Origin of the sequence: Variovorax multivorans, assembly GCF_051216835.1 — a bacterium.
In the GTDB taxonomy this organism is placed as follows: Bacteria; Pseudomonadota; Gammaproteobacteria; order Burkholderiales; family Burkholderiaceae_C; genus Variovorax.
Genome location: NZ_JBPJZL010000006.1, coordinates 18474 through 34391 on the forward strand (window position 1 = coordinate 18474; position 15918 = coordinate 34391).

Consider the following 15918-nt stretch of genomic DNA (forward strand, 5'->3'; position numbering starts at 1 on the left):
GGCTACCTCCAGGTCTTCTTCTTTTTCCAGCGCCGCTCGCCGCGCACGCCGTCGTCCTTCACGCCGAGGTAGAACTCCTTGATGTCTTCCTTCTCCCTCAGGCGTTCGCAGGAGTCTTCCATCACGATGCGGCCGTTCTCCAGCACGTAGCCATGATCGGCCGCATTGAGCGCCATGTTGGCGTTCTGCTCGACCAGCAAGATCGTGGTGCCGCGCTCGCGGTTGATGCGCACGACGATCTCGAAGATCTCCTTCGTCAGCTTCGGGCTCAGGCCAAGGCTGGGCTCATCAAGAAGAATGAGATGCGGCGCGGCCATGATCGCGCGCGAGATGGCAAGCATCTGCTGCTGGCCGCCAGAAAGCAGGCCTGCGTCCTGCGCGGCCCGTTCGCGCAGGATGGGGAAGTAGGTGTAGACCGTCTCCATGTCCCGCGCCACGCCGTCGCGATCCTTCCGGGCGTAGGCGCCCATCAGCAAGTTGTCCTTCACCGACAGCAGCGGAAACACCTCGCGGCCCTCGGGCACGTGGCTCAGGCCCTGCTGGACGATGTAGGCCGGGTCTTTGGCGGTGATGTCCTTGCCCTGGAATTCGATGCTGCCCTTGCGGGGGTCGATGATTCCGGAGATGGTCTTGAGGATCGTTGTCTTGCCCGCGCCGTTGGAGCCGAGCACGGTGGCAATTTCGCCTTGCCTGACTTTCAGGCTCACGCCTCTGATGGCTTTGATGGGGCCATAAGCGCTCTCGACATTGAGGAGTTGGAGGACTGCGTCGCTCACGCCGCCACCCTCCTCAAACTGCTCACGTCATCCACAGTCCCAAGATAAGCCTCGATAACACGCGAATCCGCCTGCACCTCGCGAGGAGACCCAGTGGCCAACACTTCGCCCTGGTTCATCGCCAGCACCCGATCGGACACCTTCGAAACAAGCGACATGTCGTGCTCGACCATCAAGACAGACACCCCCAGCTCATGCTGAATGTCCTGAATCCAGAAAGCCATATCCGCAGTCTCTTCAACATTGAGGCCTGAAGACGGCTCATCGAGCAGCAACAACTTCGGCTCCGTGCACAACGCACGCGCCAGTTCCACCACCTTGCGAACGCCATAAGGCAACCCCGCCACCATCGAATCGCGATGGTGCTGAAGGTCCAGCAGCTCGATCACCTGCTCCGCCTTCTCGCGCGCAGCAATCTCCGCTCGCCGCGTCGCAGGTGTGAAGAACACCTCGCTCCAGAACCCCGTCTGCCGGTGCGTGTGGCGACCGATCAGCAGGTTGTGCAACACCGTCGCGTGCTCGAACAGCTCGATGTTCTGGAAAGTGCGCGCAATGCCCAACGCAGCAATCGCATGCGGCGCCTGCTGCGTCAGCGCAATCGGGCCGCCCCCCTCGCCATGCCACGTGATCTCGCCCGTGGTCGGCGTGTAGATGCGGCTGATCAGGTTGAACACCGTCGTCTTGCCCGCGCCGTTCGGGCCGATCAGCGTGAACACCTCGCCTCGCCGCACGTCGAAGCTCACCTTGTTGACCGCCAGCACACCGCCGAAGCGCACGCTCAGATCCTTGGCGGAAAGAAGAACGTCGCTGCTCATCTCAGCCGGTCCGACTTGGTGAACGACTTCTGCCGCTTGAACAGCCCCCTGCGGTAGAACGGAAAGAGCTGCAGCCAGGTGCGGATCTTCAGCCAACGGCCGTACAGGCCCAGCGGCTCGAACAGCACGAAGGCAATCAGCACCACGCCATACACCAGCCCCTGGAGCCCCGGCGCCTGGCCGATGACCGCCGGCAGCAAGTCCTTCCCGATGGAGATCAGCTGCGGCATCGCGATCAGGAAGATCGCGCCCAGGAACGCGCCGTGCACCGAACCGAGCCCGCCGATCACCACCATCAGCAGCAGGTCGATGGACTGCAGGATGCTGAACTGGTCCGGCGAGATGAAACTGAGCTTGTGCGCATACAAGGCCCCGCCCAGTCCCGCGAGCGCGGCCGAGATCGCGAACGACATCGTCTTGTAGCGCGCGAGGTGAATGCCCATGCTCTGCGCCGAAATTTCCGAATCACGGATCGCGACGAAGGCCCGCCCGGTCGGCGAGCGCAGCAGGTTCAGGATGCCCAGCGTGCTCAGCACCGCCACCACCAGGCACAGAAAGTAGAACCCGTCACCCGAGCCCAGCGACCAGCCGAAGAGCTGCGGCGACTTCACGTGCAAGCCCGCATTGCCACCCGTCACGCTCTCCCATCGCGCAAATACCTCCTCGACGATGAAGCCGAACGACAGCGTCGCGATGCCGAGGTAGATACCCTTCACGCGCAACGCCGGCAGCGCGACCACCACGCCCACCGCCGCCGACAACGCTGCGGCAGCCACCAGCGCCAGCGGAAATGGCACGCCAAGATTCGTCAGCACGCCCTGCGTATACGCACCCGTGCCGAGGAACGCCGCATGCCCGATGGAAAACTGCCCCGTGAAGCCGGCCAGCAGCATCAACCCCAACCCGACGATCCCGTAGATCAGCACGAAGGTCAGCTGCGCCAGCCAGTACTCGTCGATGACCCAAGGCGCGACGATGAGGAACGCAATGAGCAAGCCATACCAGAACACATGCCCGCCGTGGCGCGCAAGGCGAATGTCCTGGTCGTAGCTGGTCTTGAAGATGAAGCGCATATGAGACTTACACCTTCTTGCGCAGCTTCTCGCCAAACAATCCGTTCGGCTTGATCATGAGCATCAGCAGCACCACGATGTATGGTGCTGTGTCCTTGAAACCGTCGGGCAGGTAGAAGCCCGCGAACGACTCGACGATGCCGATCACCAGCCCGCCGACGATGGCGCCCGGCAGGCTGCCGAAGCCACCCACCACCGCTGCCGGAAAGGCCTTCAGCCCGATGAAGCCCATGTTCGCGTGCACGAAGGTGATGGGCGCGAGCAGCATGCCCGCAATGGCCGCCACCGCCGCCGCGAGCCCCCACACCAGCCCGTTGAGCCGCTTCACCGGAATGCCCATGTAGTAGGCCGCCAGCTGGTTCTGCGACGAAGCCTGCATCGCGATGCCCAGCTTGCTGTAGCGGAACATCGCGAACAGCAGGCCGCACAGGATGGCCGTGGCGATGATGATCGCCAGCTGCTCCAGGTTGACCACCAGCTCGCCAAGCTTCCAGATCTGGTCCTTGTAGGGCACGGCCAGCGTGTGCGTTTCGGTGCCGATGCCCGGCACCATGGTGATGAGCCCGCGCGCCACGTAGGCGATGCCGATGGTCAGCATCACGATGGAGAACTGCGGCTGCCCGAGGATGGGCCGTATCACCACCAGTTCGAGCAAAACGCCGAAGGCCGCCATCGCCACCACCGCGAAGATCGCCGCGAGCCAGAACGGCATGCCGAACAGCGACATGCCCGCGAACGCGCCGAAGGCTCCGAGCATCATCAAATCGCCCTGCGCGAAGCTCACGGTTTCGGTGGCCTTGTAGATCAGCACGAAGCCCAGCGCGATCAGGCCGTAGATGCAACCTTGCGCAATGCCCGACAGCAGGAGTTGAAGAATCTGCATAGGGCCCCTGCGCCGCGCTTACTGCCTGAAACCGCCGGCCGCGTCGTGCAGCGCGAGGCGGCGCGAGCCGGCCACGATGTCGCTGGGCTTGAGGCCGTAGACCTGGCGAATCGAATGGCTGAAGTGCGTCGAGTCGGGGTAGCCGGTGTCGAGCGCGATGTCGGTCAGCGTGCTGCCCTGTTGCACGTAGCGCAGCAGGCTGCGCGCACGCTTCCAGGCGCGGAAGGCCCTGAAGGCCATGCCAGTCTCCTGCTTGAACAGATGCAGGAAGCGCGAGAAAGACAGGTGCACCGAGGCTGCGCACTCCTCGGCTGACATCGGCGTGGCGGGGTCGGCGTTGATTGCGTCGGCCACCTTGCGGATGCGCGCATCGAGCGCGCGCGGCGCCAGCGCTTCGCCAAAGAACATCGCATCGAAGTCGAAGCCCTCGAAGCTCATGCCGCGCGCCGAGGCCGCCAGCAGGTGCGCATGGGCCTCGCGCACGCGCTGCACGAAGGCCGGCGCCTCGACCGGGCCGCAGTGCTGCAAAAAGGCCGGCATGCGCGCAGGGTCGACCGACTCCGATTCGATCAGCAGGTTGAAGATCAGTGGATGCGCGCTCTCCACCTGGTGCAGCACGTGCGGCGGCACCACGATGAATTCACCGGTCATCCACGCCCCACCGCCGATGCGGATGCGGTTGGGCGGCGCGCCGGCGGGCGACACGTACACGCCGTGCCCGCCCATCGTGCGCTCGGCGGCGGCGCCGAGCAGGCCGGCATAGAACACGCGATGCGGCGTGAGCCACATCAGGCGTTCCCCCTGCCGTGCGGCGCCGCTCAACCTTGTGTGCGTTGGCGGCGTCGTCCTTGTTCGCTGCATGGTGTTTGTCTCCTGCATCGGTGGACTGCCACTGCGGGGTGGCGTCTTTGTTGGCTGGATCGTAGCGGCGCGAGCCGCCCGCGCGATATCGATTTGCGCGGGGACTTTCCCTAGGCCGGTGCCAGTGCGCGGCGCAGTTCGGCGGCGCAGAGCGCCACTGCCGTGTTGGCCTCGTCGAGTACCTTGCCCATGGTGATGAAGCCATGGATCTGGCGCTCGAAGCACACGTACATGGCGCGGTTGCCCGCGGCCGTGAGCGCCTCCGCATAGGCCAGCCCTTCGTCGCGCAGCGGGTCGTAGCCGGCGGTGAGCACCAGCGCAGGCGGCAGCTTCGACAGGTCGGCGTGCAACAGCGGCGAAGCGCGCCAGTCGAGGTCGTGCGCCGGGTCGGTGATGTAGTGGTCGTGGAAGTACGTCATCGTGTCGCTGGTCAGCAGGTAGCCCTGCCCGTTGGCCTGGTGTGACGGATGGCCACGGCGCATGTCGGTGGCCGGGTAGATCAGCAGCTGGAAGGCGATGGGCAGGTCGCCGGCATCGCGCGCGGCAATCGAGACCACCGCCGCGAGGTTGCCGCCGGCACTGTCGCCGCCCACCGCGAGACGGCTCGCATCGAGCCCCAGCGCCGCGGCCTCGCGACGCACCCAGCGGGTGGCGGCCAGCACGTCGTCGACGGCGGCGGGAAAGCGATGCTCCGGGCCCATGCGGTAGTCGACCGCGACCACCGCACAGCCTGCGCCGTTGGCCAACTCGCGACACAGCACGTCATGTGTGTCGAGATCGCCGATGACCCAGCCACCGCCGTGGTAATACACCAGCACCGGCAGCGGGCCTGCGCCGGAACCCAGAGGACGGTACAGCCGCACCGGGATGGTGCCGTGCGGGCCGTCTGCGGCGAGGTCGCGCACCTCGGCCACTTCGGCCGGCAGCGGCTGCGTGGCGGCGCGGCGTTCACGGTAGAAGGCGCGCGCGTCGGCGGGCGACAGGGTGTGCGTCGGCGGAATGCCGCGCGCCTCGATGAAGTCGAGCAAGGCGCGAGCCTGGGGGTGCAGCATGGTGTCTCCGGTGGAACCGCTCGACCATGCCCGCGCCGTTGCGGCGCGGCTTGCGAAAACTGGCTATGCCTTGCGTGGCTTCACGCGCGAGGCGGCTTCCTTGGCGAGCTTGCGGGCCGTGTCGGTGTCGTCCGCATGCACCAGCGCCACGCCCATGCGGCGCTTGATGAAGCTCTCGGGCTTGCCGAACAGGCGGATGTCGCTGCCGGGCACCTGCAGCGCCTCGGCCACGCCGTCGAAGGCGATGCCGGTGGCGTCCACGCCGCCGTAGATCACCGCGCTGGCACCCGGGCTCTTGAGCGAGGTGTCGACCGGCAGGCCGAGGATGGCGCGCGCATGCAGCTCGAACTCGTTCTGCCACTGCGTGGCCATGGTGACCATGCCGGTGTCGTGCGGGCGCGGGCTCACTTCGCTGAACCAGACCTCGTCGCCCTTCACGAACAGCTCGACGCCGAACAGGCCCTGGCCACCCAGGTCGGCCGTCACGGCCTGTGCGATCTGCTGTGCCTTCTGCAGCGCAGCGGGCGCCATGGGGTGCGGCTGCCAGCTTTCGACGTAGTCGCCGCTCACCTGCACGTGGCCGATGGGGTCGCAGAACTGCGTCTGCACAGCGCCGCCGGCATCCTTGGCGCGCACGGTGAGCAGCGTGATCTCGTAGTCGAAGTCGATGAAGCCCTCGACGATCACGCGGCCATGGCTCACCCGGCCGCCGGCCATGGCGTAGTCCCAGGCCTTCTGCACGTCGGCGGGGCCGTCGATCTTGCTCTGGCCCTTGCCGGAGCTGCTCATCACGGGCTTGACGATGCAAGGGTACCCAATGCCCCCGTCGATGGCGGCCTGCAGCTCGGCCAGCGAGTCGCAGAACTTGTAGGGGCTGGTCGGCACGCCCAGCGTCTCGGCGGCCAGGCGGCGGATGCCTTCGCGGTCCATCGTCAGGCGGGCGGCGCGGGCCGTGGGAATCACGCGCACCACGCCTGCGTCTTCGAGCTGCTGCAGCATCGGCGTGGCGATGGCCTCGATCTCGGGCACCACCAGATCGGGCTTCTCGGCCTCGATCAGCGCTTTCAGCTGCTCGGGGTCGCTCATGGTGATGGTGCGCGCGTGGTGCGCCACCTGCTGGCCGGGGGCGTTCTCGTAGCGGTCGACGGCAATGGTCTCGACGCCGAGGCGCTGCAGGGCGATCAGCACCTCCTTGCCTAGTTCGCCGGAGCCCAAAAGCATCACGCGGGTTGCAGAGGGGGAAAGGGGGGTGCCGAGGGTGGTCATGGTCGGAGGGTCGAAAAGAGCTGAAAAAAGCAACCGCCGCACTGTAAGCCACCGGCGGGCCGCCGGTGTCGCACGCGGCAACGGCACGGCTGCGGGGCTGCTTCACAATCGATGTTTTGCCGTGGCGCCAGCCGCGCGCACCCCCTTTTTGTTTTCTTCAAGGAGTTCTCTCATGGCTATCCAGACTGTCGGCATCATCGGTGCCGGAACGATGGGCAACGGCATCGCGCAGGCCTGCGCTGTGGCCGGCGTGAATGTGGTGATGGTCGACATCGCCCAGGCGGCGGTCGACAAGGGCCTGGCCACGGTGTCGGGCAGCCTCGACCGCCTGATCAAGAAGGAAAAGCTCACCACCGAGCAGAAGGCCGCCGCGCTGGCGCTCATCAAGGGCTCGACCAACTACGAAGACCTGAAGAGCGCGCAACTGGTGATCGAGGCGGCCACCGAGAACCACGCGCTCAAGCTCAAGATCCTCAAGCAGATCGACGACATGCTGGCGCCCGAGGTGATCATCGCGTCGAACACCTCGTCGATCTCGATCACGCAGCTGGCAGCCGCCACCTCGCGCCCCGACCGCTTCATCGGCATGCACTTCTTCAACCCGGTGCCGATGATGGCGCTGGTGGAGCTGATCCGCGGCTACCTCACGAGCGATGCCACGCACGACGCAGTGAAGGCATTGGCCGAGACGCTCGGCAAGTCGCCGATCACGGTGAAGAACGCGCCGGGCTTCGTGGTCAACCGCATCCTGGTGCCGATGATCAACGAGGCCTTCTTCGTGCTGGCCGAGGGCATCGCCACGGCGGAAGACATCGACGCCGGCATGAAGCTGGGCTGCAACCAGCCCATCGGCCCGCTGGCACTGGCCGACATGATCGGCCTGGACGTGTGCCTGGCCGTGATGGAGGTGTACCTGGAGCAGTTCGGCGATTCCAAGTACCGCCCCTGCCCGCTGCTGAAGGAAATGGTCGCGGCCGGCCAGTTGGGCCGCAAGACGGGCCGCGGCGTGTACACCTACTGATCCGCAGAGCCACAACAAAAACACGGAGACAAGACCGATGACTGCGACCCCCACCAACCCGCCCGCAGAAGGCTGCATCGACACCCAGGTGCTCGACCATGTGCTGCTGATCGGCATCAACCGCCCTGCCAAGCGCAACGGCTGGACGCCGCCGATGTTCAAGCAGCTGGCCGAGGCCTACACCCGGCTCGACGACGACCCGAACCTGCGCGTGGGCGTGCTGCATGCCTTCGGCGACCACTTCACGGCAGGCCTCGACCTGCCGGCGGTCACCGAGTACATGAAGCGCGGCGAGAAGGCCATTCCGGCCGGCATGGTGGAGCCGCACGACTTCGGCCTGCCTGATTACCGCCGCCGCACCAAGCCGATGGTGGTGGCGGTGAAGGGCATCTGCTTCACGGTGGGCATCGAGCTGATGCTGGGCGCGGACATCGTTGTGGCGGCCGACAACTGCCGCTTCTCGCAGATGGAAGTGCAGCGCGGCATCATGGCCACGGGCGGCGCCACGCTGCGCATGGCCGAGCGCGCGGGCGTGGGCAACGCGATGCTGCACCTGCTGACGGCGGATGAGTTCGACAGCGCCGAGGCCTATCGCCTGAACTTCGTGCAGAAGGTGGTGCCGGCAGGGCAGGAGCTCGATGCGGCGCTGGCCATTGCGCAGCGCATCGCAGCCCAGGCGCCGCTGGCAGTGGTGGCCACGCGGCTCAACGTGATCAAGGCCGTCGAGCAGGGGCCGCTGGCTGCAGTGTCGGAGTTCATCGAGACACAGAAGCGCCTGTCGAACAGCGAGGACGCCGCCGAGGGTGTGCGCTCTTTCATCGAACGCCGCCCGGCGCGTTTCAGCGGCCGTTGATCCCCCTTCATCCAGAACAACAACATGTCCCTCTTCATTCGCACGGCGCTTGCCGCCGCCTTCACCCTGCTCGCCGTGAATACAACCTCCGCCCAGACGCCCACGCCCCCCGCGCTGCCAGACCCCGCGGCCACCTCGGTCGACGCGCTGGGCTGGATGAAGGGCTTCCCGCCCCCGCCCGACAAGCTCATCACCTTCGACAACCCGGCCGGTGGCGTGTTTCCGCGCACGCGCTGGAGCTTCTCGCACGTGCGCGAGACGGTACCCACCGCCAACGTGTGGCGCGGCAGCGGTGCGGCCAGCCCGCTGCCGGCTGCAACGCCGCGCTTCGACATCGAGGCCGTCACGTTCAAACCCCTGGGCAGCGAGCAGACGCTCAACTTCGCCCAGATGATCTCCGGCACCTACACCGACGGCATCCTGGTGCTGCACCGCGGCAAGGTGGTCTACGAGAAGTACTTCGGCGCGCTCACGCCCGAGCGCCCGCACATCGCGATGTCGGTCACCAAGTCCTTCGTGGGCACGCTGGCGGCCATCCTCGCGGACGAAGGCAAGCTCGACCCGGCCGCGCCCGTCACCAAGTACCTCCCCGAACTCAAGGACACCGCCTACGGCGACGCCACCGTGCGCCAGGTGATGGACATGACCGTGGGCGTGCACTACTCCGAGAACTACGCCGACCCCAAGGCCGAGATCTGGGACTACGCCCGTGCCGGCGGCATGCTCACCCAAGGCCAGAACTACACCGGCCCGAAGTCGTTCTACGAGTTTCTCGTCACGCTGAAGAAGGAAGGCGAGCACGGTGACGCGTTCGCCTACAAGACCGTCAACGCCGAGGTGCTGGCCTGGATCGTGCGCCGCGCCAGCAATCAGTCGCTGGCCGACCTGCTGAGCGAGAAGATCTGGCGCCGCATCGGCGCCGAGCAGGACGCCTACTTCATGGTCGACCGCATCGGCACCGAGTCGGGCGGCGGCGGCCTCAACACCGTGCTGCGCGACCTTGCGCGCTTCGGCGAGACCATGCGCAACGGCGGCCGCGCGCCCAACGGGCAGCAGGCCATTCCGAAGGCGGTGGTGGAAGACATCCAGCGCGGCGGCGACCCGACAAAGTTCGTGAAGGCCGGCTATCCGCTGCTCAAGGGCTGGTCGTACCGCGACATGTGGTGGGTCTCGCACAACCCGCACGGTGCATACATGGCGCGCGGCATCCACGGCCAGAGCATCTATGTGGACCCGAGGGCCGAGATGGTGATCGTGCGTTATGCGGCGCACCCGGTAGCGGCCAACGGCGCGAACGATCCGCTGACGCTGCCCGCGTTCCAGGCAATGGCCGAGGCGCTGATGCGCCCCTGAGCCTCAGGCGGCGGCCCGCTCCCGGGCAATGACCAGGAGGCCGTCCATGATCAGGCTCTCGACCAGCTCGAAGTGCCCGTTCATGACGGGCGCCATCTTCCAGCCAGCGCCGCCGGTCATGTAGCAGGCCGGCTCCATGCCGCAGTGCGAGCGCACGTGCTGCACCATGCGTTCGACCGCGCCGGCAATGGCGTAGGTGCCGCCGCTGGTGAGCGCGTCGCTGGTGTTGGTGGGAAATTCGCGCACTTCGCCGGTGGGCACATGCAGCCCCGCCGTGCCCGACTCCAGCGCGCGCAGCATGATGCCGTGGCCCGGCAGGATCAGGCCGCCGAGGAACTTGCCTTCGGTGTCGATCGCCTCGACGGTCACGGCCGTGCCGATCAGCACCACCACCATCGGCCGCGGCGGCTGCCCGGGTCTCTCGGCCAGCATGCGGTGGCGCGCACCGATCATCGCCACGAAGCGGTCGGCGCCCAGGCGCGTGGGATGGTCGTAGCCGTTGACGATGCCAGCCTCGCCGGCGCTGGGCATCACCCAGCGGGGAGTGCAGTCGAAGCGCTCGACGATCTGTTCTTCGGCGCGGCGCCGCACTGCGTCGCCGGCCACCACGCAGCCCAGCATGGAGCCGGGCGAAGGCAGGTCGGCCCAGGGGCCGTCGGCCAGCCGTTCGATGTGGTCGAGGAATTCGGCGCCCTGCGCCTGCAACGCGGCGCCGGGGCGGGCCGAGTCGTAGAGCGCCCATTTGAGGCGGGTGTTGCCGATGTCGATGGCGAGGAAGGGGGATGACATGCGCGGGATTATTGCGACTTTGTGTCTATTCCTGCTGGCGCGTCGCTGACACACGCGGCGTGGGCCTACGCCGGCCCTCGGTGTTCCACCGCTACATTCGCCAATTCCATCCACCACCGCACAAGGAGAAAGCCATGGGATTGCTGAGTTTCATCAAGGAGGCGGGCGAGAAACTGTTCGGCGGATCGTCGGCGCAGGCCGCCACGCCCGACGCCAACGCGGCGGCGGCAGCCGCCATCAAGACCTACATCGAGACGCAGAACCTGGGCCTCACGGGCCTCGAGGTGACCTACACGGCCAGCAGCGGCGTAGTCACTCTTGCGGGCCAGGCGCCCTCGCAGGAAGCCAGCGAAAAAGCTTCGCTGGCCGCGGGCAACGTGGCGAACGTGACCAGCGTCGAGAACAACCTCGTCGCCCCGGCCGCGCCACCCGCGCAGTACCACGACGTGGTGAGGGGCGACACGCTGTCGGCCATCTCGAAGAAGTACTACGGCGATGCCAACAAATACAACGCGATCTTCGAGGCGAACAAGCCGATGCTGACGCACCCGGACAAGATCTATCCGGGGCAGAAATTGCGCATTCCTGCGCTGAGCTGATCTTTCGTTCTTCGAACGGCAAAAGGCCTACCGATTTCGGTGGGCCTTTTTTGTTTCTTTCCGGGGTGCGTGCGAATGACACCGGGTACTCCCCTCCGCGAATGTCCCCCGGCGGCGAGAGCGCACCCCGAACAGGAATCCCTAGTTCTGCTTCCAAGGCAGCCCACGCTTGCGCCAGCCGCCAATCTGCCCACGATGCCCCTGCTCGTCCGGGTTTCCCTCGAAGCCTTCGAGGATGTTGTAGGCCTCAAGACCCAGTTCCGTCGCGCGCTTGGCGGCGGAGATGGAGCGCACGCCGCTGCGGCACAGCAGCACCAGCTTCTTCTTTCCTTCAGCGGCAGCGCGGATGCCGTCGTCGAACGCGGCGTTCATCGCCATGCCCGGCCACTGCTTCCAGGCCAGAGGCACGGCGCCGGGCACGTAGCCGACCCATTCGCGCTCGGCGTCGGTGCGCACGTCGACCAACACGGCCTCGCCGCTGGCCACCCACTGCGCGGCCTGCTCGGGCGTCACGTCGCCGGCATAGCCTTTTTCCCCAACTGGTTCAGTCATCTCTTTGCGTCCTTCAAATGAATAGGGTTACTTCCCAGGCAGTGGCCGTCTTTACGTTGCCCGATGCCCTCGCCGGATGGTGGAATTTTTCACCAGTTCGTGAAAACCCTGTTTGTCACGTTTTCCTGCGCGCCAAAGATGCGGCTTGGACCTGCCAAACATAACTCCAAGGGGCGGGCAGGGTTTCTTCGTCATCAGAACTTGTTTTGGAGAGAGACAACATGACAGACAGCAAATCACCCCGCCGCCGCAACCTCCTCAAGGGTGCAGCCGTGGCCGCAGGCGCCATGTCGGTGCCGATGGTCAGCGTGGCCCAGACCACATCCTTGCGCTTCCAGAGCACCTGGCCCGCCAAGGACATCTTCCACGAGTACGCCAACGACTTCGCCAAGAAGGTCAATGACATGGCCGGCGGGCGCCTCAAGATCGAGGTGCTGCCCTCGGGCGCCGTGGTGCCGGCTTTCCAACTGCTGGAGGCGGTGAACAAGGGCACGCTCGACGGCGGCCATGGCGTGGTGGCCTACCACTACGGCAAGAACTCGGCGCTCGCGCTGTGGGGCTCGGGCCCGGGCTTCGGCATGGACGCCAACACCGTGCTGGCCTGGCACAACTACGGTGGCGGCAAGGCGCTGCTCGAGGAGATCTACAAGAGCCTGAACATGGAAGTGGTGTCGTACCTCTACGGCCCCATGCCCACGCAGCCGTTGGGCTGGTTCAAGAAGCCGGTGGCCAAGGTCGAGGACATGAAGGGCCTGAAGTTCCGCACCGTCGGGCTCGCGGTCGACATGTTCACCGAGATGGGCACGGCGGTGAACCCGCTGCCCGGCGGCGAGATCGTGCCCGCGCTGGACCGTGGGCTGATCGACGCGGCCGAGTTCAACAACGCTTCGAGCGACCGCACGCTGGGCTTCCCCGACGTGGTGAAGAACTGCATGCTGCAGAGCTTCCACCAGTCGGGCGAGCAGTTCGAGGTGCTGTTCAACAAAGGCAAGTACAGCGCGCTGTCGCAGGAGCTGCGCTCGATCATCGACTACGCGGTGCAGGCTGCGAGCGCCGACATGAGCTGGAAGGCGGTGCAGCGCAACTCGCAGGACTATGCCGACATGAAGAAAGCCGGCATCAAGTTCTACAAGACGCCCGACGCCGTGCTGCGCGCGCAGCTCGCGGCCTGGGACAAGACGGTGGCGAAGAAGGCCGAAGAGAACCCGCTGTTCAAGAAGGTGCTGGAGTCGCAGCGAGTGTTCGCCGAGCGCGCGCTGCAGTGGCAGAACGACTACGGGGTGGACTTCAAGATGGCCTACAACCACTACTTCAGTAAAAAGAAGGCCTGAAGAATCTCGGTGACGGTTCGCGCCAGCCATACGGAATGTTCCGGATGGCTGGCTTTCCGATGCGTGCTTTGCTGTTTGCCCATGCCTTCATGACCATCCAACGCTTCCTCCACACCGTCGACCGCTTCAGCATGGTCGTGGGCAAGACCTTCTCGTGGCTCATCGTGGCGCTGATGCTGCTGGTGTGCGGCGAGGTGTTCAAGCGCTATGCGCTCAACGCGCCCACCGCCTGGATCTTCGACGCCAACAACATGCTCTACGGCACGCTCTTCATGATGGGCGGCGCCTACACGCTCTCGCAAGCCGGCCATGTGCGCGGCGACTTCTTCTACGGCAGCATGAAGCCGCGCACGCAGGCCACGCTCGATCTCGTGCTGTTCGCGCTCTTCTTCCTGCCCGGCGTGGTGGCGCTCACCTGGTCGGGCTGGACCTACTTCGGCGAATCGCTGGCAATGCACGAGCAGACCTTCAACGCCGACCCGATTCCGGTGTACCCGTTCAAGTTCGTGATCCCCGTGGCCGGCGCGGTGCTGCTGCTGCAGGGCATCGCGGAGATGGTGCGCTGTGCGCTGTGCCTGAAGACCGGCGTGTGGACACCCCGCCTGAAGGACGCGGAAGAAATGGACGTGGTCGGCGAACAGCTCGCCGGCAGCAGCTACGTCGATGAAGCCGACAAGCGCGAGGTGATCGACAAGGCCAAGGCCATCGAGCAGGCTGCGCAGCAGCGCAAGAGCGACACGACTGGAGGTGCGGCATGAGCGAACCCGCACTCGGCCTCCTGATGCTCGGGCTGATCGTGGTCGTGATCATGCTCGGCTTTCCCACGGCGTTCACGCTGATGGGCCTGGGCATGTTCTTCGGCTTCATCGCCTTCTACGACCCCGCTTCGCCCTGGCTCGACAACAAGGTCTTCGACCTGATGGTGCAGCGCGCCTTCGGCGCCATGACCAACGAGACGCTTCTCTCGATACCGCTGTTCGTGCTGATGGGCTACGTGATGGAACGCGGCGCGCTGGTGGACAAGATGTTCCACAGCGTGCAGCTAGCGTTCCGCCGCGTGCCTGGCTCTCTCGCGGTGACAACGCTGATCGTCTGCACCTTCTGGGGCATCGCGAGCGGCCTGGTCGGCGCGGTGGTGGTGTTGATGGGCGTGATTGCGATGCGGCCGATGCTCAATGCGGGCTACGACACGCGGCTCGCAGCCGGCGTGATCACGGCCGGCGGCACGCTCGGCATTCTCATTCCGCCCTCGGTGATGATCATCGTGTACGCGGCGGTGGCCGGGCAGTCGGTGGTGAAGCTCTATGCAGCCGCCATGTTCCCGGGCTTCTTCCTCGCGTTTCTCTACCTGCTCTACGTGATCGGCTGGGCCGTGCTGCAGCCGAAGGTGGCGCCCAAGCTGCCGCCCGACCAGCAGCGCGCGCCGGTCACGCCGTGGGTTGCGCACATCGCGGCCAGCTATTCGCCGCGCATGCTGCCGGCGCTGTTCGCGGCCGTGGTGTCGCCTGCGCGTGCCATGCGCGGTGCGGCGGAAGGCGTACGCATCACCTGGTGGCTGCTGCTGCGCAGCCTGCTGAATGCGCTGGTGCCGCTGGCGCTCGCAGTTGCGACGCTGGGCTCGGTGTGGTGGTACGTGACGATCTACTCGCAGAAGGACAACAATGCGCCAACGGTAGCGGAGCAACAGGCGATGCAGAAGACCGAAGCCCCGGCCGCTGCTGCATCGCCCGAGGCCTCCGGCACCGGGCTCGCTGAACCGCCCACGTCCGACGAGCCGAAAGAGTCCGCATCGGAAGGCGGCCTGCAGGAGCCTCCCGGCGGTGTCGAGGAACCACCCGGCAGCGAAGCTCCTTCAGCGCCGCCTGCTGCGGAAGGCGGCCTTCAACAACTTGGCGAAGCCGTCGATGCGCCGAAGACCGCCGCAGTGCCCGAAGCCTTCTACACGGGCTTCCTGCTCGCCAGCCTCTTCACGCTAGCGCTGCTCGCCTGGTACTACTGGCGCATGGATGCCGAGCAGTTCGAAATCCTGCGCATGCTGGTGTCGTCGGTGATGCCGCTGGCCACGCTGACACTGGTGGTGCTGGGCGTGATCTTGTTCGGCATCACCACCGCCACGGAATCGGCCGCGGTCGGCGCGGCCGGCGCCTTTCTCATGGCCTGGCAGGCCGGCACGCTCGACTTCAAGAAGACCAAGGAGGCCGTGTTCCTCACGCTCAAGACCACCTCGATGGTCTGCTGGCTCTTCGTGGGCTCGGCGCTGTTCTCGGCGGTGTTCGCGCTGCTGGGCGGGCAGCGCATCATCGAGGAATGGGTGATGGGCATGAACCTCACGCCCTTGCAGTTTCTGCTGTTGTCGCAGGCGATCATCTTCGTGCTGGGCTGGCCGCTGGAGTGGACCGAGATCATCGTGATCTTCGTGCCCATCTTCCTGCCCCTGCTCGCACACTTCCAGATCGACCCGCTGCTGTTCGGCGTGCTGGTGTTCGTGAACCTGCAGGCAGCGTTCCTCTCGCCGCCGGTGGCGATGTCGGCCTTCTATCTGAAAGGAGTGTCGCCACCGCACGTGACGATCAACCAGATCTTCGCGGGGATGATGCCGTACATGCTGATCGTGATCCTGTGCATGGTGTTCATGTACATCTGGCCGGGGCTGACGCTCTGGCTGCCGCAGTATCTGTACGGGTGAGGGCCGAC

The 15918-nt window shown here is 65.9% G+C and carries 16 protein-coding genes; 7 read left to right on the forward strand and 9 right to left on the reverse strand.

All coding sequences use genetic code 11. From position 1 onward, the window contains the following. Nucleotides 1–2: 2 nt before the first annotated feature. From ACSFCA_RS16310 to purT, 7 genes are all read right to left on the reverse strand, one after another. Complete coding sequence (locus tag ACSFCA_RS16310) at nt 3–776, reverse strand: ABC transporter ATP-binding protein (RefSeq protein ID WP_435460526.1); 774 nt, start codon at nt 774–776, stop codon at nt 3–5. Further along, complete coding sequence (locus ACSFCA_RS16315; RefSeq protein WP_435460525.1) at nt 773–1591, reverse strand: ABC transporter ATP-binding protein; 819 nt, start codon at nt 1589–1591, stop codon at nt 773–775. Before ACSFCA_RS16315 ends, ACSFCA_RS16310 begins: the two co-directional genes overlap by 4 nt. After that, nucleotides 1588–2664 carry a branched-chain amino acid ABC transporter permease gene (locus tag ACSFCA_RS16320; protein ID WP_435460524.1) on the reverse strand — a complete coding sequence of 359 codons (1077 nt, stop codon included), beginning with the start codon at nt 2662–2664 and terminating at the stop codon, nt 1588–1590. The genes ACSFCA_RS16315 and ACSFCA_RS16320 overlap by 4 nt, the downstream gene beginning before the upstream one ends. 7 nt (nt 2665–2671) lie before the next feature. After that, entirely contained in the window at nt 2672–3547 is an 876-nt protein-coding gene (locus tag ACSFCA_RS16325; protein WP_093058707.1) for a branched-chain amino acid ABC transporter permease, read from the reverse strand. Nucleotides 3548–3565: 18 nt separating this feature from the next. Then, nucleotides 3566–4408 (reverse strand): helix-turn-helix domain-containing protein, encoded by an 843-nt coding sequence (locus tag ACSFCA_RS16330; RefSeq protein WP_435460523.1) that lies wholly within the window; start codon nt 4406–4408, stop codon nt 3566–3568. Between the two features lie 110 nt (nt 4409–4518). Continuing rightward, nucleotides 4519–5460: an alpha/beta hydrolase gene (locus ACSFCA_RS16335; RefSeq protein ID WP_435460522.1), complete on the reverse strand. Its 942-nt coding sequence runs from the start codon at nt 5458–5460 to the stop codon at nt 4519–4521. 63 nt (nt 5461–5523) lie between these two features. Beyond that, the gene (gene purT, locus ACSFCA_RS16340; RefSeq protein WP_435460521.1) at nt 5524–6726 is read right to left on the reverse strand and encodes a formate-dependent phosphoribosylglycinamide formyltransferase; all 1203 of its coding nucleotides are present in this window, start codon (nt 6724–6726) and stop codon (nt 5524–5526) included. A 172-nt stretch (nt 6727–6898) separates the two neighbouring features. Here purT and ACSFCA_RS16345 point away from each other — a divergent pair, with 172 nt between their 5' ends. From ACSFCA_RS16345 to ACSFCA_RS16355, 3 genes are read left to right on the forward strand one after another with little or no spacing between them, the layout of a single operon-like run. Further along, nucleotides 6899–7747, forward strand: coding sequence for a 3-hydroxybutyryl-CoA dehydrogenase (locus ACSFCA_RS16345; RefSeq protein WP_435460520.1), 849 nt, complete (start codon nt 6899–6901; stop codon nt 7745–7747). A 37-nt stretch (nt 7748–7784) separates the two neighbouring features. Further along, a complete protein-coding gene (locus tag ACSFCA_RS16350) occupies nt 7785–8600 on the forward strand; it encodes a crotonase/enoyl-CoA hydratase family protein (protein ID WP_258352494.1) in 816 nt (271 codons plus the stop codon). Nucleotides 8601–8624: 24 nt separating this feature from the next. After that, a complete protein-coding gene (locus ACSFCA_RS16355) occupies nt 8625–9953 on the forward strand; it encodes a serine hydrolase domain-containing protein (RefSeq protein WP_435460519.1) in 1329 nt (442 codons plus the stop codon). Nucleotides 9954–9956: 3 nt separating this feature from the next. Here the strand turns inward: ACSFCA_RS16355 and ACSFCA_RS16360 are convergent, their stop codons facing one another. Next, complete coding sequence (locus ACSFCA_RS16360; protein ID WP_093081040.1) at nt 9957–10742, reverse strand: type III pantothenate kinase; 786 nt, start codon at nt 10740–10742, stop codon at nt 9957–9959. Between the two features lie 134 nt (nt 10743–10876). On the opposite strand from ACSFCA_RS16360, the gene lysM reads away from it, so the two are divergent. Then, nucleotides 10877–11341: a peptidoglycan-binding protein LysM gene (gene lysM / locus ACSFCA_RS16365; RefSeq protein WP_093058701.1), complete on the forward strand. Its 465-nt coding sequence runs from the start codon at nt 10877–10879 to the stop codon at nt 11339–11341. Between the two features lie 141 nt (nt 11342–11482). Here the strand turns inward: lysM and ACSFCA_RS16370 are convergent, their stop codons facing one another. Beyond that, on the reverse strand, nt 11483–11893 hold the full coding sequence (locus tag ACSFCA_RS16370) for a rhodanese-like domain-containing protein (protein WP_258352491.1): 411 nt from the start codon (nt 11891–11893) through the stop codon (nt 11483–11485). A 221-nt stretch (nt 11894–12114) separates the two neighbouring features. On the opposite strand from ACSFCA_RS16370, the gene ACSFCA_RS16375 reads away from it, so the two are divergent. The 3 genes from ACSFCA_RS16375 (at nt 12115) to ACSFCA_RS16385 (ending at nt 15910) form a co-directional block, all read left to right on the forward strand. Next, nucleotides 12115–13224, forward strand: a complete 1110-nt coding sequence (locus tag ACSFCA_RS16375; protein ID WP_435460518.1) for a TRAP transporter substrate-binding protein — start codon at nt 12115–12117, stop codon at nt 13222–13224. Nucleotides 13225–13313: 89 nt separating this feature from the next. Further along, on the forward strand, nt 13314–13982 hold the full coding sequence (locus ACSFCA_RS16380) for a TRAP transporter small permease subunit (protein WP_435460517.1): 669 nt from the start codon (nt 13314–13316) through the stop codon (nt 13980–13982). Next, complete coding sequence (locus tag ACSFCA_RS16385) at nt 13979–15910, forward strand: TRAP transporter large permease (protein WP_435460516.1); 1932 nt, start codon at nt 13979–13981, stop codon at nt 15908–15910. Before ACSFCA_RS16380 ends, ACSFCA_RS16385 begins: the two co-directional genes overlap by 4 nt. Nucleotides 15911–15918: the final 8 nt, after the last annotated feature.